Here is a 20,709-nt window from a genome sequence, read left to right on the forward strand (position 1 = left end):
TAAAAAGACACGCATCGTTACAACCTTAACTACGACTTATGTTTTAGAGAGGCCAACCGTGAGTCTATTTGATAAAACGCATCTTGTCGCCCAGGCGGATGCGCTACCCGGACGCAACACCCCTATGCCGGTGGCAACGCTCCACGCCGTCAATGGCCACTCCATGACTAACGTTCCTGCGGGAATGGAAGTTGCGCTGCTGGCGATGGGCTGCTTTTGGGGAGTTGAGCGCCTGTTCTGGCAGCTGCCCGGCGTTTACAGCACCGCCGCAGGCTATACCGGCGGCTACACCCCTAACCCCACCTACCGCGAAGTCTGTTCCGGTGATACCGGCCACGCCGAGGCCGTACGCATCGTGTATGACCCGCAGGTCGTCAGCTATGAGCAGCTGCTGCAGGTATTCTGGGAAAACCACGACCCGGCTCAGGGAATGCAGCAGGGCAACGATCGTGGTACCCAGTATCGTTCGGCCATCTATCCGCTGACGCCAGAGCAGGATGCGGCCGCCAAAGCGAGCCTGGCGCGTTTTCAGGCGGCGATGCGCGACGCCAACGACCCGCGACAGATCACCACCGAGATAGCCACGGCGAAGCCGTTCTACTATGCTGAAGACGACCACCAGCAGTATCTGCATAAAAATCCGTACGGATACTGCGGGATCGGCGGGATCGGCGTATGCCTGCCGCCACAGGCCTGATAGTGAATATTACCGGGGCGCACAATTAACGCTCTGGCAGCTTTACAGTACCTTACGCTATACTAGGCTGTGTTGTAGCCGGTCCAGTGCCTTCGGACCGGTTTTTTATGTATTCCACATTAGAGTTATCAACTTCCCTTCCGAGGATCTGGCCTCAACGGCTAGATAAACTATGTTAAACAGTATTTTAGTAATACTTTGTCTGATTGCCGTCAGCGCATTTTTTTCGATATCCGAAATCTCGCTGGCCGCCTCACGTAAAATCAAACTCAAACTGCTGGCCGATGATGGCAACCTGAACGCTCAGCGCGTTCTCAAAATGCAGGAAAACCCCGGGATGTTCTTCACCGTTGTGCAAATCGGTCTGAACGCGGTGGCGATTCTCGGCGGTATCGTCGGCGATGCGGCATTCTCCCCGGCCTTCAACGGCCTGCTAAGCCGCTATATGTCCTCGGAACTCTCCGAGCAGCTCAGCTTTATTATCTCCTTTACGCTGGTCACCAGCCTGTTCATCCTGTTTGCTGACCTGACCCCGAAACGCATCGGTATGATTGCGCCAGAAGCCGTGGCTTTGCGCATCATCAACCCGATGCGCTTCTGCCTGATGGTGTTCCGCCCGTTGGTGTGGCTGTTCAACGGCATGGCCAACAATATTTTCCGCCTGTTCAAAATACCCATGGTGCGTAAAGACGACATCACCTCCGACGATATTTACGCGGTCGTTGAGGCCGGCGCGCTGGCCGGCGTGCTGCGTAAGCAGGAGCATGAGCTGATTGAGAACGTGTTCGAGCTGGAATCGCGTACCGTTCCGTCGTCGATGACCTCGCGTGAAAACGTTATCTGGTTCGATCTCCACGAAGACGAGCAGAGCCTGAAGAACAAGGTTGCGGAGCATCCGCACTCCAAATTCCTGGTCTGTAACGAAGATATCGACCATATCATCGGCTACGTGGACTCCAAAGATCTGCTGAATCGCGTGCTGGCGAATCAAAGCCTGGTGCTGACCGGCGGCGTGCAGATCCGCAATACGCTGATTGTCCCCGATACCCTGACGCTCTCCGAAGCGCTGGAAAGCTTCAAAACCGCCGGCGAAGACTTTGCGGTCATCATGAACGAATATGCGCTGGTGGTGGGGATTATTACCCTGAACGACGTCATGACCACCCTGATGGGCGATCTGGTTGGCCAGGGGCTGGAGGAGCAGATCGTCGCCCGCGATGAGAACTCATGGCTGATTGACGGCGGTACGCCGATTGATGACGTGATGCGCGTGCTCGATATCGACGATTTCCCGCAGTCCGGCAACTATGAAACCATCGGCGGCTTTATGATGTTTATGCTGCGTAAAATCCCCAAGCGCACCGACGCGGTGAAATTCTCAGGCTACAAGTTTGAGGTGGTGGACATCGATAACTACCGCATCGATCAGCTGCTGGTCACCCGCATCGATAACAAGCCGACGGTGCTGGTACCGAAGCAGTCGGAAACGATGACAGGCGAAAAAGAGTCGGCATAATCGCCGCCTTCAGAAACACTAACGGCTCCCATCAGGAGCCGTTTTTCTTACCGTACAGCTATACCACTTTTCAGATTAAGCCATCTCTGTTTGCAGACGCAGAACCTGACGATTGACCTCGGACATCACAGAAAAATGCTGCTTGTCCTTTACCTTCGGGATAAGGATTTTGCCCTTATCAAACTCAAAAGCGCCAACATCCTTGATATATAACCGTCCACGGAACAGGATCTTCACGTACTTCGCCACTTGCAGCGGATTGTAGCGTTGGAAAATTTTCATTGTTGTCTCCTGCCAGGGTTACGCTCCTGTGGTGCCACACTTAGCCCACGAATCCAGAGCGCAAATTTTAATGCCCTGAAACTATAGTCCAGAACTTCTGTAATACCCAGCATGCATAAGTTTATTTACCTTTTGATGACACTAATTAAGAATTTTCTTTTCATACATACGTAGAAGTGAGTATAAGTCACCGATTTTATTCGGATATGTGCGTTAACACGCAATCTGGCACTCTGATTGCGTGTCATGCCGATAAATCGCACTTATGCTTAAGCCAGACCAAGTGGTCGGATCACCTGTACATAATAAGGAAACATCATGGCCCTACGTAAAATTCTGGCAGCCTCACTCCTTCTGCTTCCGCTGATCGCCTCAGCGCATAATTTTGTCGATGGACAGCGCGTCGCGCCGGTTGGCATCGCCGACCGGGGAGAACTCATTCTGGATAATGATAAGTTTAGCTATAAAAACTGGAATAGCTCGCAGCTGGCAGGAAAAGTGCGCGTGATACAGCACATCGCCGGACGCACGGCGGCAAAAGAGAAAAACGCCACGCTGATAGAGGCTATCAAGGCCGCGAAGCTGCCGCACGATCGCTATCAAACCACCACTATCGTTAATACCGATGACGCGATCCCGGGCTCCGGCGTGTTCGTGCGCAGCAGCATTGAGAGCAACAAGCAGCTCTACCCGTGGTCGCAGTTTATCGTCGATGATAACGGTCTGGCGCGTAAGGCGTGGCAGCTGCAGGAGGAGAGCTCGGCTATCGTGGTGCTGGATAAGGACGGCCGCGTTCAGTGGGCTAAAGACGGTGCGCTAACCCAGGATGAAGTGCAGCAGGTTGTCGCCCTGCTGCACAAGCTGCTCAGTAAATAGATACCCGGAAGCCGGGGTTGAGGAAGGATTCACGCGGCGTGTAGTCGAGCGTTCTTCCCTGCCAGTCGTGAACGTGCGCCCCGGCGGCAACCGCGACCGCATGGCCTGCGGCGGTATCCCAGCTATTGGTCGGCCCGAAGCGCGGATAGAGCTGGGCCTGACCTTCCGCCACCAGGCAGAACTTCAGCGATGAGCCGATCGAAGTGGTTTGATGTTCACCGATCTGCTCCAGGTACTCCTCCAGCTCCGGATCGTTGCCGTGGGAGCGGCTGATGACCACCAGCGGAGGCCGGGCGTCGCGAACCTGAATTTGCTTACGCCTGCCGCACTCCTCTTTCCAGGCCTTGCCGTTTTCCGCGCAGTACAGCACCTTCATCACCGGCGCATAGACCACGCCAAGCACCGGTTTACCCTTCTCAATCAAGGCGATATTGACCGTGAACTCACCGTTGCGCTTGATAAACTCTTTGGTGCCGTCCAGCGGGTCCACCAGCCAGTAGCGCTGCCAGTGCTGGCGCACCTGCCACTCCTGAGGGTCTTCTTCAGACAGGATCGGGATATCGGGGGTCAGCGCCAGCAGGCCGCTCATAATGACTTTATGCGCAGCAATATCCGCCGCGGTGACCGGAGAATCATCCTTCTTGCTGGCGACGTCCATCGGCTGATTTCCATCATAGACTTCCATAATGGCATCGCCGGCGATCCGTGCAAGCTGACATACTTGTTCTAACATTCTCCACCTCATCTGGTTGCAGTGGCGTTAACTCGTTGTTTTATTTATATCGCATCGCTGCGAGTTCCGCTATCTGTGATAGCGATGACGGTTTCAATTGTCGTTTTTCTGGCATGATTCACAATTCTGTAAGCAACAGAATGTAAATACATTTTCTTCTGTGCCATTGCTCATAAAAAAGGACGCCTCTGATGATTAAGTTTAGCGCAACGCTCCTGGCCACGCTGGTCGCTGCCAGCGTAAACGCGGCGACGGTCGATTTGCGGATCATGGAAACCACCGATCTGCACGGTAATATGATGGATTTTGATTATTACAAAGACGCCGCTACGGAAAAATTTGGCCTCGTGCGCACCGCCACGCTGATTGAAAAAGCCCGCCAGGAGGTGAAAAACAGCGTGCTGGTCGATAACGGCGACGTTATTCAGGGTAGTCCACTGGGCGATTATATGGCGGCGAAAGGTCTCAAAAGCGGCGATATTCACCCGGTTTATAAGGCCATGAACACGCTGGATTACGCCGTGGGCAACCTCGGCAACCACGAGTTTAACTACGGCCTCGATTTTCTGCACAAGGCCCTCTCCGGCGCGAAATTCCCCTACGTCAACGCCAACATTATCGACGTAAAAACCGGCCAGCCGATGTTCACCCCGTACCTGATTCAGGATACCAAAGTCGAGGATAGCGAGGGCAAGACGCAGACCCTGCGCATCGGCTATATCGGCTTCGTGCCGCCGCAAATCATGACCTGGGATAAAGCCAATCTCGCCGGCAAAGTGACCGTTAACGACATCACCGAAACCGCGCGCAAATTCGTTCCACAAATGCGCGAGAAAGGCGCGGACCTGGTGGTGGCTATCGCCCACTCGGGGCTCTCCGCCGATCCGTATCAGGCCATGGCGGAAAACTCGGTCTACTACCTCAGCCAGGTTCCGGGCGTTGATGCCATTATGTTCGGCCACGCGCACGCGGTATTCCCGGGGAAAGATTTCGCCAACATCAAGGGCGCGGATATCAAGCAGGGCACGCTTAATGGCGTTCCGGCCGTGATGCCAGGCATGTGGGGCGATCATTTAGGCATCGTCGATCTGGCCCTCAGCCACAGCGACGGCAGGTGGCAGGTCACCCGGGCGAAGGCCGAAGCCCGGCCAATCTACGATCCGGTGGCGAAGAAGTCGCTGGCCGCGGAAGATGGCAAGATGGTGACGGTGCTAAAAGCCGACCACGACGCGACGCGCGAATTTGTCAGCAAGCCTATCGGCCGCGCCTCCGACAATATGTACAGCTTCCTTGCGCTGGTGCAGGACGACCCGACCGTGCAGGTGGTCAATATGGCGCAGAAAGCCTACGTCGAGCACTTTATTCAGGGCGATCCTGACCTGGCGAAGCTGCCGGTGCTCTCCGCCGCCGCGCCGTTTAAGGTCGGCGGACGCAAGAACGATCCCGCCAGCTTCGTCGAAGTGGAGAAAGGTCAGCTCACCTTCCGCAACGCCGCCGATCTGTATCTCTATCCGAACACCCTGGTAGTAATGAAGGTAAGCGGCAAGGAGGTTAAAGAGTGGCTGGAGTGCTCTGCCGGACAGTTCAATCAGATAGACCCAAGCAGCAGCAGGCCGCAGTCATTAATCAACTGGGACGGTTTTCGCACCTATAACTTCGACGTGATTGACGGGGTCAATTACCAGATTGACGTCAGCCAGCCGGCACGCTACGACGGCGAGTGCCAGATGATTAACCCGCAGGCACAGCGCATTAAGGATCTGACCTTTAACGGCAAGGCCATCGACCCTGCGGCCACCTTCCTTGTCGCGACGAATAACTACCGCGCCTACGGCGGCAAGTTCGCCGGTACCGGCGATAGCCACATTGCTTTTGCTTCCCCGGATGAAAACCGTTCGGTGCTGGCGGCATGGATTAGCGCTGAGTCGAAAAAGGCGGGGGCCATCCACCCGGCGGCGGATAACAACTGGCGCCTGGCGCCGATCCACGGCAAGGTGCCGCTGGACATCCGCTTTGAAACCGCGCCAACCGAAAAAGCGGCGGCATTTATCAAAGAGCAGGCGCAGTACCCGATGCGTCAGGTTGCCACCGACGATATCGGCTTTGCCATCTATCAGCTGGATCTGAGCAAGTAGCTCTCTGCTCAGGCAACGGTCTGCTCGTGGTTCGCCAGAACCGCGGGCAGGTTCAGCTCAATCCAGTCGGCCAGCGCCGCCACCTTCTCGCTCACCTGCTCACCCAGAGGAGTCAGGCTATATTCAACGTGCGGCGGGACCACCGGATACGACACCCGGTCGATAAAGCCATCCTGCTCCAGCGCCTGCAGCGACTGGGCCAGCATCTTTTCACTCACTCCGCCCATCTTGCGACGCAGATCGCTGAAGCGATGAGTTCCCGCGCGCAGCGCCACGAGGATCAGCACGCCCCAGCGGCTGGTGACGTGCTTCAATACATCGCGGGACGGGCACTGCTCGGCAAACAGATTGCCGTCGCGCAGCTGTTCACTCAGCGTCGGATTCGCCATTTCATACTTACCTTTTTGTACGTACTTACTAAAAGTTAGCTAAGGTGTTAGCTTACCACAACAGTCAATAAACACGAAGGAGAAGACCCATGATCGCCATTACCGGTGCCACCGGCCAGCTAGGCCACCACGTTCTGCAAGAGCTGTTAAAAACCGTTCCCGCCAGCCAGATTGTGGCGATTGTCCGTAACCCGGCGAAGGCCGAATCCCTCAGCCAACAGGGCCTCGTCGTCCGTCAGGCGGATTATACCGACCAGGCGGCGTTCACCGCCGCGCTGCAGGGCGTGGATAAGCTGCTGCTGATCTCATCCAGCGAAGTGGGCCAGCGTGCGCCCCAGCATCGCAACGTCATCCAGGCGGCCAAAGCCGCCGGGGTCAAATTTATCGCCTACACCAGCCTGCTGCACGCGGATCAATCTCCGCTTGGCCTGCACGCTGAGCACGTAGAAACCGAGAAGATGCTGGCCGAGTCCGGTATCGCCTATGCCCTTCTGCGCAACGGCTGGTACACCGAAAACTATCTCGCCAGCGCGCCGCCGGCTCTGGAGCATGGCGTCTTTATCGGCGCCGCCGGCGACGGTAAAATTGCCTCAGCCACCCGTGCCGACTATGCCGCCGCAGCCGCCCGCGTCATCGCCGAAGAGGGCCACGCCGGGAAGGTTTACGAGCTGGCGGGCGACGAGGCCTGGACCCTCAGCGAGCTGGCCGCCGAGCTGAGCAAACAGAGCGGTAAGAACGTGGTTTATCAGAACCTTAGCGAAGCCGACTTCGCCGCGGCGCTGAAGAGCGTGGGCCTGCCGGCAGGGCTGGCGGATATGCTGGCGGACTCCGATATCGGCGCCTCTCAGGGCGGCCTGTTTGACGATAGCCATACCCTGAGCCGCCTGATTGGCCGCCCGACCACCTCCCTGGCGGAGAGCGTCAAAGGCATTCTGTAACTGTTGCAAACTGGTTAATTTTTGTAGCATCCCCGCAGGTCATCTCCGATAATCAGGGATGGCCTACGGGGAGAAAGCAGATGCAGGGCGTACCGGAACAGTTCAGCGATGAGAGAGACAGCGCGCGCTTTCGCCATCTGGCGCAGGTGCCGGGCGTGGAGCTGTATCACGCCCATATCTCCCGCTACGCCTTCGAACCGCATACCCACGAAGCCTTCGGCATTGGCGCGATTGAGCTGGGCGCCGAGCGCTTTCGCTATCGCGGTAGCCAGTACGTCGCAGCGGTGAATTCCATCGTCACCATGAACCCTGACGAACTGCACACCGGCGAAGCGGAAACCGCCGACGGCTGGCGCTATCGGATGGTTTATCTCGATCCCGCCTTGCTGGAAGAGGTAACCGGCACGCGCCACTGGTGGTTCAGCGAAGTGGTGCGCCAGGATCCAAAGCGCTCGCGACAGCTCTGTCATCTCATATACGGCCTGTGGCACGCCGACGATCCTCTGGCCCAGCAGGGCCTGCTGCTCGACCTTATCGACACCTTTCGCCCGTTTGCCCATCACGCGCCGGTGCTGACGGAAGCGGCCCATCGCTTCGAGCGCGTGCGCGAATATCTGCACGATAACTATATGCGCGCGGTCACCCTGGATGAGCTGGCGCAGGTTGCCGCCCTCAGCCCGTGGCACTTTCAGCGCCAGTTTAAAGCTCATTTCCACGTCACGCCCCATCAAATGCTGATGGCTATTCGCCTGTGGCGCGCCAAGGCCTTCCTGACGCACGGGATGCCCGCCGCCGAAGTTGCCGCCGCCGCCGGCCTTACCGACCAGTCGCATCTCACCCGCGCCTTTACCCGCCGCTACGGGATTACCCCGGTGCGCTATCAAAAGCAGGTCATCCGGCGCTAATGCGCAATCTCATACAATATTCCCGCGCCGGCCTCCCCTACACTTTGGCCAACGATAACGATGATGGATGGCAAGATGATTAGCGGCGTGCTGTATGCCCTGCTGGCAGGGTTGATGTGGGGACTGATTTTTGTCGGCCCTCAGGTGGTGCCGGAGTATCCGGCGGTATTGCAGTCAATGGGGCGCTATCTGGCGCTGGGGCTCATCGCCCTGCCGCTGGCGTGGCTCGGCCGCGTGAGGCTGCGCCAGCTTTCGGCACAGGACTGGTGGGTTGCCTGTGGGCTGACCATGATGGGCAACCTTATCTATTATGTTTGCCTGGCCAGCGCTATCCAGCGTACCGGCGCCCCGGTCGCCACCATGATTATCGGCACCCTGCCGGTGGTGCTACCGGTGTTTGCTAACCTGCTCTACAGCCAGCGCGACGGCAAGCTGCCGTGGCGGCGCTTATTCCCGGCGCTGGCGTGCATTGCGCTCGGCCTGGCGTGCGTTAATATCGCCGAGCTGCGCCAGGGCATGGAGGCGTTTAGCTTCTGGCGCTACGGCTCCGGGATCGCGCTGGCGCTAATCTCCGTTGCCTGCTGGGCGTGGTACGCGCTGCGCAACGCCCGCTGGCTGCGCGAAAATCCGGATAAGCATCCGATGATGTGGGCAACGGCGCAGGCGCTGGTGACGCTGCCGCTGTCGCTGGTGGGCTACATCGCCGCCTGCTGGTGGCTGCACGGCCAGCAGGTCAGCTTCCCCCTTCCCTTTGGCCCGCGTCCGCTGGTCTTCGTGACGCTGATGCTGGCCATCGCCGTGCTCTGCTCGTGGGTTGGGGCTTTATGCTGGAACATCGCCAGCCAGAAGCTGCCGACGGTGATCCTCGGGCCGCTTATCGTCTTCGAAACGCTTGCCGGCCTGCTGTATACCTTCCTGCTGCGCCAAAGCCTGCCGCCGCTGCTGACGCTTAGCGGTATCCTGCTGCTGGTATTAGGCGTTATCTCCGCCGTGCGCGCCCGACCGGAAAAGCCGCGGCTGGTGGCGCAGGTCAGCGCGAATAAAAAATAGCCTGGTATCCGAAAGGGGTATTTCCTTGCTGATAAGATGTATTTAAAATACACCTTATATTCTTGATGACGAGGTAATTGCTATGGCTTTCCGTGACCAACCTTTAGGCGAGCTGGCGCTGACGATCCCGCGCGCCTCCGCGCTGTTCCGTAAATACGACATGGACTACTGCTGCGGCGGGAAACAAACGCTGGATCGCGCGGCATCGCGTAAAGAGCTGGACGTCGCGGTCATCGAAGCGGAGCTGATGAAGCTTGCGCAAGAGCCGGCAGAGCGCGACTGGCGCGTCGCACCCTACGCCGAGATCATCGACCACATTATCGTGCGCTATCATGACCGCCATCGCGAGCAGCTGCCGGAGCTTATTCTGCAGGCCACCAAAGTTGAGCGCGTGCATGCCGATAAGCCCAACGTGCCGAACGGCTTAACCAAGTACCTGACGATGCTGCACCAGGAGCTCTCCAGCCACATGATGAAAGAGGAGCAGATCCTGTTCCCGATGATTAAGCAGGGCATGGGGACCCAGGCCGCTGGCCCCATCAGCGTGATGGAAAGCGAGCACGACGAAGCGGGTGAGCTGCTGGAAGTGATCAAGCACATCACCCATAACGTGACGCCGCCGCCGGAAGCCTGCACCACCTGGAAAGCAATGTACAACGGCATCAATGAACTGATCGACGATCTGATGGAGCACATCAGCCTGGAAAATAACGTCCTGTTCCCGCGCGCCCTTGCCGGAAACTAAATAAAAAAAGGCGCCCGCGGGCGCCCTCGATACTTTCAGTCTTATTGGCCACTCCGGGTGGCCTTTTTTTATGGCGGGCCGTTGCAAGCAACGTTAAAAATCGCTCCCGAAGATTTTTTATTTCGCCAGACGTTTCTTACCGGCAAAGAACCAGCCCACCGCCAGCAGAACAAACCACAGCGGCGTGACGATCAGCGCCTGGCGCGTGTCGGTCTCCAGCGTCAGCAGCACCAGAACGAAGACGAAGAACGCCATACAAACCCAGCACATCAGCTTGCCCAGCGGCATCTTATACTTCGACTGCTCGTGCAGCTGCGGGCGCTTTTTGCGATAGACCAGATACGAGCACAGGATAATGGTCCAGACGAACATAAACAGGATCGCCGAAACCGTGGTGATCATGGTGAACGCGGAAATCACGCTCGGATTCACCATCAGCATCACCACGCCGCCCAGCAGGCACATGCAGGAGAAGGTCAGGCCCTTCGCCGGTACCGCACGTTTCGACAGTTTGGCGAACATCGACGGCGCCTGGCCATCCTGCGCCAGGCCAAACAGCATACGGCTGGTGGAGAATACGCCGCTGTTGGCCGAAGAGGCCGCGGAGGTCAGCACCACGAAGTTAATCAGGCTGGCCGCAGCCGGCAGGCCCACCAGCACAAAGAGTTCGACGAACGGGCTCTTGGTCGGAACCACCGAGCTCCACGGCGTCACCGACATAATCACGATCAGCGCGAAGACGTAGAACATAATGATGCGCAGCGGGATAGAGTTAATCGCGCGCGGCAGGGATTTCTCCGGATCTTTGGTTTCCGCAGCGGTGGTGCCCACCAGCTCAATCCCAACGAAGGCGAAGACCGCAATCTGGAAGCCGGCAAAGAATCCGCTGATCCCTTTCGGGAACCAGCCGCCGTCATTCCACAGATGAGCAAAAGAGGCTTCTACGCCGGTCGGCGATTTGAAGTGCATCATCACCATCACCAGGCCGACGACAATCAGCGCCACGATAGCGACGATCTTGACCATCGCAAACCAGAACTCCATTTCCCCGAACATTTTCACGGTGGCAAGGTTCAGGCTCAGCAGCAGCAGGATAACCGCCAGCGAGGCCACCCAGTCGGAGAGGCCCGGGAACCAGAACTGGGCGTAGGCGGTAATCGCCACGACGTCCGCCATCCCGGTCACCACCCAGCAGAACCAGTAGGTCCAGCCGGTAAAGTATCCGGCCCACGGCCCCAGAAGATCGGCGGCGAAATCGCTGAACGATTTATATTCCAGATTCGACAGCAGCAGTTCGCCCATCGCACGCATGACGAAAAACAGCATGAAGCCAATGATCATATAAACAAAAATGATGGATGGCCCGGCGAGACTGATGGTTTTACCGGACCCCATAAATAAGCCGGTACCGATAGCGCCGCCGATGGCAATAAGCTGAATATGCCGGTTTGTGAGATTTCGCCGCAGCGTTTGTTCCGTCGGAGCCTGCTCTTCAGCAGCGACTTTAACCTGATCTACCATGTGATATTTTCCTGTTGTACCTGTCTGTGTTGTTCAGGCTCTACTGGCCCGTCATTAGTCATCACCCCTGGAAAAGGGCTTATCGATATTAGGTAAGAATCGGAAGGATGAATACTATGATTTAGATATAATGTTAATTTTATGTTTAAAGTGAGTGTTATATCACTCCGGTCACGCGAAACAGCTCACAAAACTACGCCAAAAAATCACTTAAGCAATATTAAACTCTAACTAAATTCAAACTTAAGCGTTTTACGCTATTTTTATTTGCTTCCCCGCCCCTTGGGGAGAGGAAGCCACTACTGCTTAGATAATATCCAGCAGCTCTACTTCAAAAATCAGGGTGCTGAACGGAGGAATCGATGCGCCCGCGCCGCGCTCGCCGTAGGCCAGGTTGTGCGGAATGGTCAGCTCCCATTTTGAGCCAACCGGCATCAGGGTCAGCGCTTCAATCCAGCCGCCGATCACGCCGGTTACCGGGAATTCAGCCGGCTCGCCGCGCGCAACGGAGCTGTCAAAAACGGTACCGTCGATGAGCTTACCGGTGTAGTGCACGCGAACGTGGTCGGTACGCGCCGGGATAGCGCCTTCGCCCTGGGTCAGGACGCGGAACTGCAGACCGGATTCGGTGCTGTTCACGCCTTCGCGCTCGCGGTTTTCATCGAGGTATTTCTGACCATCTGCCGCCAGCTCCTGGAAACGTTCGCGGCGTACCGCATCGGCACGTTCGTGAATTTCACGCAGCGCGCGGTGAACGGCTTCTACCGGCACCTGCGGCTGATTGCCTTCCAGCGCATCAGCAATACCGGCTACCAGCGCCTCAGGCAGCAGCCCCTGCAGGCCAGATTCGCTCAGCTGTTGTCCAACCTGCAAGCCGATACCGTAACTTGCCTGCGCTTCGATAGTGTCAAAAGTCGGGGTTGCCATCTTTGTTCCTTTTTTGGGGGGAAAATTCATACTCTATAAACTTCGGCCTGCGGGAAGGCGGCAGGCTCCTGAGCCTTAGCGATATCAATAACGCCATAAGCGAAGCGAGCGGCACTGCCAGCGCACCGGCAACCCGAAAGACGACGAGTATAAAGTGGTGGGCAGCATATCAGCCACAGCACGATGGGTAAAACTTTGTCGCTGGATGATGACAAATCTGAGGGAAACAGAAACAATAGGCAATATCAGGCTAACCTCACGAAACATATCTTTGTCTCGTCCATCAGGAAGTTAGCCATCTATACTCTACGGAGCAGCATAAAAATATGCGGAGCAGGAGGAAAGCCATGCCCGGGCGCTTTGAAATGACACCTACCCTGGCGAAGATCTGGCACGCCCCGGATCATATTCGCATTATGGATCCGCTGCCGCCAATGCACCGTCGGGGCATTATCGCCGGAGCCCTGCTGGTGGTTATCGGCATACTGCTCCCCTCCGAGGACAGCAGCACGTCCGCCCAGGTCAGCCGCGACGCCAGCCTCGATATGCAGTCGCAGTCCCAGCCGCAATCGTCGTCGCAGGCGATGCCGCTGCCGCCCATAACCTCAACCCCTACGGTGAGCGACACCGATCAGATGGCGCCGGTGGCCCCAGAGCCGGTTCAGGACGAGCAGCCGACCGAGCAGCAGAATCAGACCTACGCGCAGCCTCAGCAACAGCAGCAGCAATCTGCGCCGGGCATCGAGCAGCAGTGGCGCACCTATCGCATCGAGTCAGGGAAAACCCTGGCCCAGCTGTTCCGCGACCATAATCTGCCGCCAACCGACGTTTACGCGATGGCCCAGGTCGAAGGTTCGGGAAAACCGCTCAGCTCGCTGCAAACCGGGCAAACGGTACAGATTAGGCAGAATGCGAATGGGGTGGTAACCGGCCTGACTATCGATATCGGCGGTGGGCAGCAGGTGCTGTTTACCCGTCAGGCAAACGGCAGCTTTATTCGTGCGCGATAGTCTATCGCGAATAGATTAGCGTGGGGGAAGGCAGAAAAGCAAAACGCCGGCACAAGGCCGGCGTCTCGACGCGAGCAGAGTAAAAATTACTCAGCTACAACGTTAACAACCAGTTTAGCGAAGACTTCGCTATGAACCTGGAAGTCCACTTCGTGCTCACCGGTGGTGCGCAGAACGCCGTTCGGCAGACGAACTTCGCTCTTAGCGACGGCAACGCCAGCTGCAGTTACAGCGTCAGCGATGTCGCGGGTACCGATGGAACCGAACAGTTTACCTTCGTCGCCTGATTTAGACGCGATGGTAACGTTGCCCAGCGCATTGATTGCTTCAGCACGTGCGTTAGCAGCTGCCAGAACGTCAGCCAGTTTGGCTTCCAGTTCAGCGCGACGCGCTTCGAAGAATTCAACGTTTTTCTTGGTAGCTGGAACAGCTTTACCCTGTGGAACCAGGAAGTTACGAGCATAGCCCGCTTTAACATTAACCTGATCACCCAGGCTGCCCAGGTTTGCTACTTTATCAAGCAGAATAACTTGCATTACCTTATCCTCTTAAAGTCGTTAATAGACAGCGGCCGATTACTGATGACGATCGGTATATGGCAGCAGGGACAGGTAGCGAGCGCGCTTGATGCAGCGAGCCAGCTGACGCTGGTATTTTGCGCGAGTACCGGTAATACGGCTCGGGACAATTTTACCGCTTTCGGTAATGTAGTTTTTCAGCGTAGCGATGTCTTTGTAATCAATCTCTACAACGCCTTCCGCGGTGAAACGGCAGAACTTGCGACGACGGAAATAACGTGCCATTTGGCTAGTCTCCAGAATCTATCAATTCAATCTGCTCGGCATGCAGAACCATTTTGCTCAGGCCGTTCTTTGCCTTGTGGCAAGAAATGAACCCCCGAACGATTACTGCACTACCGACCGTTATACTGTGAGTAATGGCCTGGTTTTGGTGTCCGCTAATGATAACGGGCATTTGGCACCATGCCTGCCGGTGAAAACCGGCTTCCTCCTGCACTGAACGATGCTCAAGCACGAACTGGCAGTGTGGAATTCCTGACGGGCTGACCTTACGAATTGGCGTCCTGCAGATAATGCCGGACAGCTCCAGACGGTTGGTCATCAGGATTACTCTTCAGAATCCCCAGCTTCGGAATCATCGGTGGTTTCATTTGCGAAATCTTCGCGACGCTCACGGCGCTCGTCTTTCGCTTTAACCATCGGAGATGCTTCGGTAACAGCGTGCTTAGTACGCATTACCATGCTGCGGATAACGGCGTCGTTGAAGCGGAAGTTTGTTTCCAGCTCATCGATCGCTTCCTGCGGGGCTTCAACGTTCAGCAGAACGTAGTGAGCTTTGTGCAGTTTGTTGATCGGGTAAGCCAGCTGACGGCGGCCCCAGTCTTCCAGACGGTGGATCGTACCTTCTGCTGCAGTGATTGCACCAGTGTAACGTTCGATCATACCCGGAACCTGTTCGCTCTGGTCAGGATGGACCATAAAAACGATTTCGTAATGACGCATCGAATTGCTCCTTACGGATTATTCAGCCTCCTGTCTGGGTCAGCCGCGGCCCATGGAGGCAAGGAACGTGGTTAAAGGGCGGCTGAAAAATTGACGCGTCATTCTAATTGCGAACCACCATAAACTCAAGCTGATTGCGCAAATAATTCGCACTAACGGCAAAGCCGCGCTAAGTCAGTGATTTAAAATTAATCAACGGCAGCAGCGACATTTTTTTGAACAACTTCATCAGAAATGGTCGCGATGCACCCGGCAGGGAGTGATTACACTTACAGCAAGAGCAATCTGTAGCCCAAGGGAGCCTGGGTTAACGTCAGGACAGTTATAAGGAGCGTAGATTATGAAATACATCCTCATTGCCGTAATGGCTGCGCTTTTACTGAGCGCCAACGCGCTGGCAGCCATCAAAATCGATGGACGTCAGGCACGTAACATGGACGATGTACAGAGCCTGGGCGTTATCTATATCAACCACAATATGGCCACTGAGCAAGAGGCCGATAAGGCCCTTAACCAGCTGAGCGACGAACAGGGGGCAAAATACTTCCAGCCGATACTGATCCACGAACCGGAAAGCAACGGCGCGATCCACGCCAGCGCCGCGCTCTATCGCTAACCACCCTTATCTAACCCCTTCGCCTCCGCTACGGGGACGAAGGGTCCAGCCCGTCGCTGCGCCTAAAGCGTGCGCTTAAAGAACTCAACCGTTTCGGCCAGCGCCTCTGGCGTAATGCGATGGCGCACGCCCTGCTGCCAGACGCAGGTCAGGTTTTCGGCCAGGCCGCTTTGCTGCAGGGCCTGCTGGAGGCGGAAGGTTTCACCCGGCGGCACCACATCGTCCTCATCGCCGTGCCAAAGCAGCAGCGGCCTGCTGGCGAGCGTCGCCAGCTGATGGCTGACGTCCCACTCCGTCAGCTGCTCCGCGTCCAGGGAGGGTGAGGGAAACAGGCTTTGCGCGAGGCTGCCGAAATAGCCGGATCCCATCAGACAGGCGACGCTTTTCAGCTGCGGATGATGGGTCATAATACCCAGCGCCGTCATTCCGCCCATCGATGCGCCGGCGACCGCCAGCCTGTCGTCCGCAATCCACCCCTGCGCGGCGATCGCATCGCGCAGCGCGGTGAATTCGGTGAAGTTCTGTAGCAAAATGGGCCAAAAGCGCTGCATTCGCCCTTTTTCATCGCCGAGGTAGCGCGCGCCATGCTCCGGCGCATCGGGCATAATGACCCGAAATCCCGCCTCCGCCAGCGCCACGGCGAAGTAGCTATAAACCAGCTTCGAAGAGGTGAATCCGTGATAAAAAACGATACACGGCAGAGGCCGGTCTGACGCATTTTGCGGACAGGCATGAAGCACCTCGCCGCCCGCAAGATTACGCACTTCCAGTACAATCATTTATCGTCTCCCGTCTCTAGAGTAGCGGTGTGCCATGGGCTAACATATAGCCAAAGGCGTGGGTTCAGCCACGATTTATAATGTTGAGAACTGGGTTACGCTTTCACAACATTTTCATTCGAAAATCGCGTCAGAGATAACAATTCGGGAACATTCCCCGGAAATGTCATTCAGGCTACCACTACACTGTGACTAACAGGAAACGAGATATGGTTATGCGTAGGTTTACACCGTGGTTACTGGCGATTGTTCTGAGCGGCTGTAGCGCCCTGCAGGGAACGCCTGAAGCCCCGCCGCCTGCGACCAGCCATCCGCAAGAGATTCACCGTAACCAGACCAGCGGGCTACAAAAAATGGGGACGGTGAGCGTGCTGATGTACGGTTCGCCGATGGATGTTGAAGCTGCGCTGAAGGTCAAAGCAGAAGCGGCTAAAGCGGATTACTACGTCATCATAATGATTGATGACACCCTGGTTCCCGGCCAGTGGTATTCGCAGGCAATTCTCTACCGTAAATAACGGTGCGACGCCTTTAACCCCGCTTTACATTGCTTTGCATCCGTTCACGTTCTCCTGTGCATAATAACGTTCAGCCAGTCAAACCCGGCAGAACGTTAGCAACGGACTGCCCTCGGGCCACGCGAAATGGAGCTGACGATGAAACGATCATTTACCCTACCCAGCCTGCGGTTTAACGCTACAACGGCGCATACTGCGGCACAGTCCGCAGAATTTGCCAGCGCGGACTGCGTCACTGGCCTGAATGAAATCGGCCTGATTTCCGTCAACAATATTGCCGGCAGCCAGCAGGACGTCGAGCATGCCATCGCCGTGAAGGCCGATGAGCAGGGCGCCTCCTGGTATCGCATCGTCCAGATGTACGAGGAACAGCAGCCGGACAGCTGGCGGGTACAGGCCATTCTCTACGCCTGAGGCGCCTGGCGCCCGCGTCCGGTGCCGCGCAGCAGCAGGTCATCCAGCGTTTGTGCGTCCAGCCGCATGCCGCCGCGCGGGTCGAGCATCATTCGACACCAGGCCTGAGCCAGCGGCGGCGAGGCGTAACGCAGCATCTGCGCTCCCGCGCCGAGCCGGTACACCAGCCGGGTTATCTCCCGGCCCTGCTCTTCCGCTGGCCGCCTCAGCAGCTGCTGCAGCTGACGCCATGCGCGATCGAAATGGCGATTCTGCCCTTTAACTTCCGCACACTCTGTCGCCAGCAGCTCCAGCGCCGCCGGCTGCTTGCCCAGCACCCGCATCACGTCGATACACATAATATTCCCCGAACCTTCCCAGATACTGTTCACCGGCATCTCCCGGTACAGGCGCGGCAGCTCGCTCTCCTCGCAGTAGCCGATACCGCCCAGCACCTCCATCGCTTCGCCAACAAAGGGGATCCCAGATTTGCAGATAGCAAACTTCGCCGCCGGGGTAAACAGGCGGGACCACAGCGCCTCCTGCCCGTCGTCGCGCCTGTCCCACGCGCGCGCCAGGCGGAATAAAAAGGCGGTTTGCCCCTCAAGCTGCAGCGCCATCTGGCCCAGCACCTGGCGCATCATCGGCTGCTCGACCAGGCTTTTGCCGAACGCCTGGCGCTGAAAGGCGTGATAGAAGGCGACCGACCAGGCCCGACGCATTAAGGCATGGCTGCCCAACGCGCAGTCGAAGCGGGTCAGGCCGCCCATTTTAAGGATTTGCCGTACGCCGTCCCCCTCTTCGCCCACCAGCCAGCCGCAGGCGTCATAGAACTCCACCTCGCTGCTGGCGTTAGAGCGGTTGCCGAGCTTATCTTTGAGCCTTTCGAGGTGCAGCGCATTGCGCTGGCCGTCCGGCAGAAGGCGAGGCACAAAGAAACAGGAAAGCCCGCCGGGCGCCTGCGCCAGCACCAGGTGCGCATCGCTTTGCGGTACCGAGAAAAACCACTTGTGGCCCACCAGACGATAAAACCCGTCTGCGCTCTTCTCTGCGCGGGTGGTATTGCTCAGCACATCCGATCCCCCCTGCTTTTCCGTCATTCCCATGCCGATCAGCAGCCCGCGCTTCTGGCTGCCCGGCGCCAGGTGCGGATCGTAGCGATCGCTCAGCAGCGGCGTCAGCCAGTCGCTAAATGGCCTGGGGAGCGACTGCTGGAGCAGAGGCGTGCCGGCGAACGTCATGGTTATCGGGCATAGCGTTCCGGCCTCCACCTGCGCATGCAGCATAAAGCGCGCCGCCCGGGCCACGAAAGCGCCGGCGCGCGCGTCGTCCTGCCAGGCGAGATTATGCACCCGGTTAGCGCACAGACCCTGCATCAGCAGGTGCCAGGCGGGATGAAAGCGCACATCGTCAAGCCGCGTGCCGGTCGCGTCATAGCGCAGCAGCTCCGGCGGGTTAACGTTCGCCAGCCTCCCCAGCTCCAGCGACTCTGCCGTTCCCAGCTGCTGGCCAATACTGGCCAGCAGATCGCCATCCCAGGCGGCGCCCTCCCGAGCCACGGCTTCGCGCAGCGCGGTATCGGACAAGAATAAGTTGCTGTTCAGCAGCGGCGTCGGCTGATTAAACACGGTATGAGTTGGCCAGTGCATAGTGCTTCCCTCCGTCAATGGCTTTGTACTCAGTATGGTCAGCCTGGCCCGGGAGCGCCCGCGAGCCGGGTCACAAAAAAACCATCCGCCCCTTCGTGAGGCGCATCACAGGCATAAGAATTTAAAATTTCACAAGGCTAAAGTTGTGGAATAATTTATTCACTTGTTATTTTTTTGTTGAAATCAGGATGGCCTATGCAGACCGCGACACGCCCTGCGGGCGCGCACAAGCGCGCCCTGATCGCCGGATCTATCGGCAACTTTATTGAATGGTATGAGTTTGCGGTCTATGGCTTTCTGGCGACGGTTATCGCCCGGAACTTCTTTCAGCTGGCCGGCGAAGCGCCGCTGACGGGCCTGATCCTGACCTACGCCTCCTTCGCCATCGCCTTTTTCTTCCGCCCGCTAGGCGCCATTATTTTTGGCCGCATCGGCGATCGAATCGGCCGCAAGCCGACGCTGATCGTCGTCCTGGTGATGATGACGCTCGCCACCACGGCAATTGGCCTTGTGCCGACGTATGCCAGCATCGGGGTAGCGGCCCCGCTGATTTTGACCGGGCTGCGCATTCTGCAGGGGCTGTTTGCCGGCGGGGAATATGGCGGCGCCGTCTCGCTGATGACCGAGTTTGCGCCTCGCGGCAGGCGCGGCCTGTATGGCGCATGGCAATCCTTCACCGTCGCCCTCGACCTGCTGGCCGGCGCCGGGATCGTGGCCCTGATATCCGCGGTGCTGAGCCCGGAAGAGCTCCATGCCTGGGGCTGGCGAATTCCGTTCTTCCTCGCCATCCCGCAGGGGATCGTCGCGCTCTGGCTGCGGGTGAAAATGGAGGAGACGCCGGGCTTTCTCCGCCAGCAGCAGCAACCGCAGCATCCGCAGGCCAGCGCCGACCTGATCCATACCCTGAAAGCGATTGTCACCGGCATCGGTCGCCTGATGGTCTGGTCCGCCGCAGGCTATACCTACCTGGTGATTATGCCCGCCTACCTGCAGTCGTCGCTGCATACCGGCTTTAACCAGGCGCTGCTGATCGCGGTGATCTCCAATATTGGCTTTGCGCTCACCATTCTTCCTGCCGGGCTCCTCAGCGATAAGTGGGGTCGGCGTAACGTGATGGTGCTGGCCGCGGCGCTGCTGCTGATCCTGGCGCTGCCGCTGCTGAAAATTCTCCAGGCAGAATCCAGCACGCTGCTGATAAAAGGCGCGGTGGTGCTCGTTGCCGGCGGTCTGGTGGGGGTGCTGGCAGGGCCGGGACCGGCGATGCTGGCAGAGATGTTCCCGACAAGGGTGCGCTATACCGGCCTTGGGCTGGCCTATTCGCTCTCTAATGCGGTATTTTCCGGCTGCGCCGGGCTGATTATTACCGGCCTGATTAAACAGACCGGTAATCTTGATATTCCGGCTTACTACGTCATGGCGACGGCGGTAGTCAGCATCATCGCGCTGATGACGCTCAATAAGAACGATCACCTGCGCTCGCTGGACGAGTAGCCGCCGGGCAGCGTGC

The 20,709-nt window shown here is 57.5% G+C and carries 24 protein-coding genes; 13 read left to right on the forward strand and 11 right to left on the reverse strand.

Annotation, left to right across the window (positions count from 1 at the left end):
* Window positions 1-58 precede the first annotated feature (58 nt).
* Window positions 59-697, forward strand: coding sequence for a peptide-methionine (S)-S-oxide reductase MsrA (gene msrA / locus EDF75_RS23600; protein WP_045853335.1), 639 nt, complete (start codon window positions 59-61; stop codon window positions 695-697).
* Between the two features lie 172 nt (window positions 698-869).
* Window positions 870-2,213 (forward strand): polyamine export protein PaeA, encoded by a 1,344-nt coding sequence (paeA, locus tag EDF75_RS23605; protein WP_133601078.1) that lies wholly within the window; start codon window positions 870-872, stop codon window positions 2,211-2,213.
* A gap of 75 nt (window positions 2,214-2,288) precedes the next feature.
* Here paeA and EDF75_RS23610 read toward each other — a convergent pair whose 3' ends face one another.
* The gene (locus EDF75_RS23610; protein WP_041143739.1) at window positions 2,289-2,495 is read right to left on the reverse strand and encodes a DUF1107 domain-containing protein; all 207 of its coding nucleotides are present in this window, start codon (window positions 2,493-2,495) and stop codon (window positions 2,289-2,291) included.
* Window positions 2,496-2,813: 318 nt separating this feature from the next.
* Here EDF75_RS23610 and EDF75_RS23615 point away from each other — a divergent pair, with 318 nt between their 5' ends.
* The gene (locus EDF75_RS23615) at window positions 2,814-3,371 is read left to right on the forward strand and encodes a YtfJ family protein (RefSeq protein WP_133601079.1); all 558 of its coding nucleotides are present in this window, start codon (window positions 2,814-2,816) and stop codon (window positions 3,369-3,371) included.
* Here EDF75_RS23615 and cysQ read toward each other — a convergent pair.
* Window positions 3,361-4,104 carry a 3'(2'),5'-bisphosphate nucleotidase CysQ gene (gene cysQ, locus EDF75_RS23620; protein ID WP_045853338.1) on the reverse strand — a complete coding sequence of 248 codons (744 nt, stop codon included), beginning with the start codon at window positions 4,102-4,104 and terminating at the stop codon, window positions 3,361-3,363. The two genes, EDF75_RS23615 and cysQ, sit on opposite strands and share 11 nt — an antisense overlap.
* A 191-nt stretch (window positions 4,105-4,295) precedes the next feature.
* Between cysQ and EDF75_RS23625 the strand changes: the two genes are divergently transcribed.
* Window positions 4,296-6,239: a bifunctional 2',3'-cyclic-nucleotide 2'-phosphodiesterase/3'-nucleotidase gene (locus tag EDF75_RS23625; protein WP_133601080.1), complete on the forward strand. Its 1,944-nt coding sequence runs from the start codon at window positions 4,296-4,298 to the stop codon at window positions 6,237-6,239.
* 8 nt (window positions 6,240-6,247) lie between these two features.
* Here EDF75_RS23625 and EDF75_RS23630 read toward each other — a convergent pair whose 3' ends face one another.
* The gene (locus EDF75_RS23630; protein ID WP_041143735.1) at window positions 6,248-6,628 is read right to left on the reverse strand and encodes a winged helix-turn-helix transcriptional regulator; all 381 of its coding nucleotides are present in this window, start codon (window positions 6,626-6,628) and stop codon (window positions 6,248-6,250) included.
* 89 nt (window positions 6,629-6,717) lie between these two features.
* Between EDF75_RS23630 and EDF75_RS23635 the strand changes: the two genes are divergently transcribed.
* The 4 genes from EDF75_RS23635 to ytfE all read left to right on the forward strand — a co-directional run bounded on the left by EDF75_RS23635 (window position 6,718) and on the right by ytfE (window position 10,266).
* On the forward strand, window positions 6,718-7,566 hold the full coding sequence (locus EDF75_RS23635) for an SDR family oxidoreductase (RefSeq protein ID WP_133601081.1): 849 nt from the start codon (window positions 6,718-6,720) through the stop codon (window positions 7,564-7,566).
* 80 nt (window positions 7,567-7,646) lie between these two features.
* Entirely contained in the window at window positions 7,647-8,471 is an 825-nt protein-coding gene (locus EDF75_RS23640) for an AraC family transcriptional regulator (protein WP_133601082.1), read from the forward strand.
* Between the two features lie 75 nt (window positions 8,472-8,546).
* Entirely contained in the window at window positions 8,547-9,521 is a 975-nt protein-coding gene (locus EDF75_RS23645) for a DMT family transporter (RefSeq protein ID WP_133601137.1), read from the forward strand.
* An 82-nt stretch (window positions 9,522-9,603) separates the two neighbouring features.
* Window positions 9,604-10,266, forward strand: a complete 663-nt coding sequence (gene ytfE / locus EDF75_RS23650) for an iron-sulfur cluster repair protein YtfE (RefSeq protein WP_045853343.1) — start codon at window positions 9,604-9,606, stop codon at window positions 10,264-10,266.
* 117 nt (window positions 10,267-10,383) lie between these two features.
* Here ytfE and cycA read toward each other — a convergent pair whose 3' ends face one another.
* Both cycA and fklB read right to left on the reverse strand, forming a co-directional pair.
* Window positions 10,384-11,787, reverse strand: a complete 1,404-nt coding sequence (gene cycA / locus EDF75_RS23655; protein ID WP_133601083.1) for a D-serine/D-alanine/glycine transporter — start codon at window positions 11,785-11,787, stop codon at window positions 10,384-10,386.
* Between the two features lie 306 nt (window positions 11,788-12,093).
* A complete protein-coding gene (gene fklB / locus EDF75_RS23660) occupies window positions 12,094-12,714 on the reverse strand; it encodes an FKBP-type peptidyl-prolyl cis-trans isomerase (RefSeq protein WP_041143729.1) in 621 nt (206 codons plus the stop codon).
* Between the two features lie 347 nt (window positions 12,715-13,061).
* Here fklB and EDF75_RS23670 point away from each other — a divergent pair, with 347 nt between their 5' ends.
* On the forward strand, window positions 13,062-13,724 hold the full coding sequence (locus EDF75_RS23670; protein WP_133601084.1) for a LysM-like peptidoglycan-binding domain-containing protein: 663 nt from the start codon (window positions 13,062-13,064) through the stop codon (window positions 13,722-13,724).
* An 86-nt stretch (window positions 13,725-13,810) separates the two neighbouring features.
* Here EDF75_RS23670 and rplI read toward each other — a convergent pair whose 3' ends face one another.
* Genes rplI through rpsF form a run of 4 tightly spaced genes read right to left on the reverse strand, consistent with a single transcriptional unit; the run spans window position 13,811 to window position 15,247 of the window.
* Window positions 13,811-14,260 (reverse strand): 50S ribosomal protein L9, encoded by a 450-nt coding sequence (gene rplI, locus EDF75_RS23675; protein WP_041143727.1) that lies wholly within the window; start codon window positions 14,258-14,260, stop codon window positions 13,811-13,813.
* Between the two features lie 39 nt (window positions 14,261-14,299).
* A complete protein-coding gene (gene rpsR, locus EDF75_RS23680; protein ID WP_002210155.1) occupies window positions 14,300-14,527 on the reverse strand; it encodes a 30S ribosomal protein S18 in 228 nt (75 codons plus the stop codon).
* 4 nt (window positions 14,528-14,531) lie between these two features.
* Complete coding sequence (gene priB / locus EDF75_RS23685; RefSeq protein WP_041143726.1) at window positions 14,532-14,846, reverse strand: primosomal replication protein N; 315 nt, start codon at window positions 14,844-14,846, stop codon at window positions 14,532-14,534.
* A gap of 5 nt (window positions 14,847-14,851) precedes the next feature.
* Complete coding sequence (rpsF, locus tag EDF75_RS23690) at window positions 14,852-15,247, reverse strand: 30S ribosomal protein S6 (protein WP_095104382.1); 396 nt, start codon at window positions 15,245-15,247, stop codon at window positions 14,852-14,854.
* A gap of 340 nt (window positions 15,248-15,587) precedes the next feature.
* Here rpsF and EDF75_RS23695 point away from each other — a divergent pair, with 340 nt between their 5' ends.
* Entirely contained in the window at window positions 15,588-15,863 is a 276-nt protein-coding gene (locus tag EDF75_RS23695) for a YdgH/BhsA/McbA family protein (protein ID WP_041143725.1), read from the forward strand.
* 62 nt (window positions 15,864-15,925) lie between these two features.
* Here the strand turns inward: EDF75_RS23695 and yjfP are convergent, their stop codons facing one another.
* On the reverse strand, window positions 15,926-16,642 hold the full coding sequence (gene yjfP / locus EDF75_RS23700) for an esterase (protein WP_133601085.1): 717 nt from the start codon (window positions 16,640-16,642) through the stop codon (window positions 15,926-15,928).
* Window positions 16,643-16,851: 209 nt separating this feature from the next.
* Here yjfP and bsmA point away from each other — a divergent pair, with 209 nt between their 5' ends.
* Together bsmA and yjfN are read left to right on the forward strand one after the other, a co-directional pair.
* Window positions 16,852-17,160 carry a biofilm peroxide resistance protein BsmA gene (gene bsmA / locus EDF75_RS23705; RefSeq protein ID WP_041143723.1) on the forward strand — a complete coding sequence of 103 codons (309 nt, stop codon included), beginning with the start codon at window positions 16,852-16,854 and terminating at the stop codon, window positions 17,158-17,160.
* Between the two features lie 138 nt (window positions 17,161-17,298).
* Window positions 17,299-17,574, forward strand: coding sequence for a DUF1471 family protease activator YjfN (gene yjfN, locus EDF75_RS23710; protein WP_166646233.1), 276 nt, complete (start codon window positions 17,299-17,301; stop codon window positions 17,572-17,574).
* Here the strand turns inward: yjfN and EDF75_RS23715 are convergent.
* Window positions 17,565-19,202: an isovaleryl-CoA dehydrogenase gene (locus EDF75_RS23715; protein ID WP_133601087.1), complete on the reverse strand. Its 1,638-nt coding sequence runs from the start codon at window positions 19,200-19,202 to the stop codon at window positions 17,565-17,567. The genes yjfN and EDF75_RS23715 overlap by 10 nt on opposite strands.
* 195 nt (window positions 19,203-19,397) lie before the next feature.
* Between EDF75_RS23715 and EDF75_RS23720 the strand changes: the two genes are divergently transcribed.
* The gene (locus tag EDF75_RS23720) at window positions 19,398-20,693 is read left to right on the forward strand and encodes an MFS transporter (RefSeq protein ID WP_133601088.1); all 1,296 of its coding nucleotides are present in this window, start codon (window positions 19,398-19,400) and stop codon (window positions 20,691-20,693) included.
* Window positions 20,694-20,709: the final 16 nt, after the last annotated feature.

The organism is Klebsiella sp. BIGb0149 (assembly GCF_004362605.1).
Taxonomy (GTDB): Bacteria; Pseudomonadota; Gammaproteobacteria; order Enterobacterales; family Enterobacteriaceae; genus Klebsiella; species Klebsiella terrigena.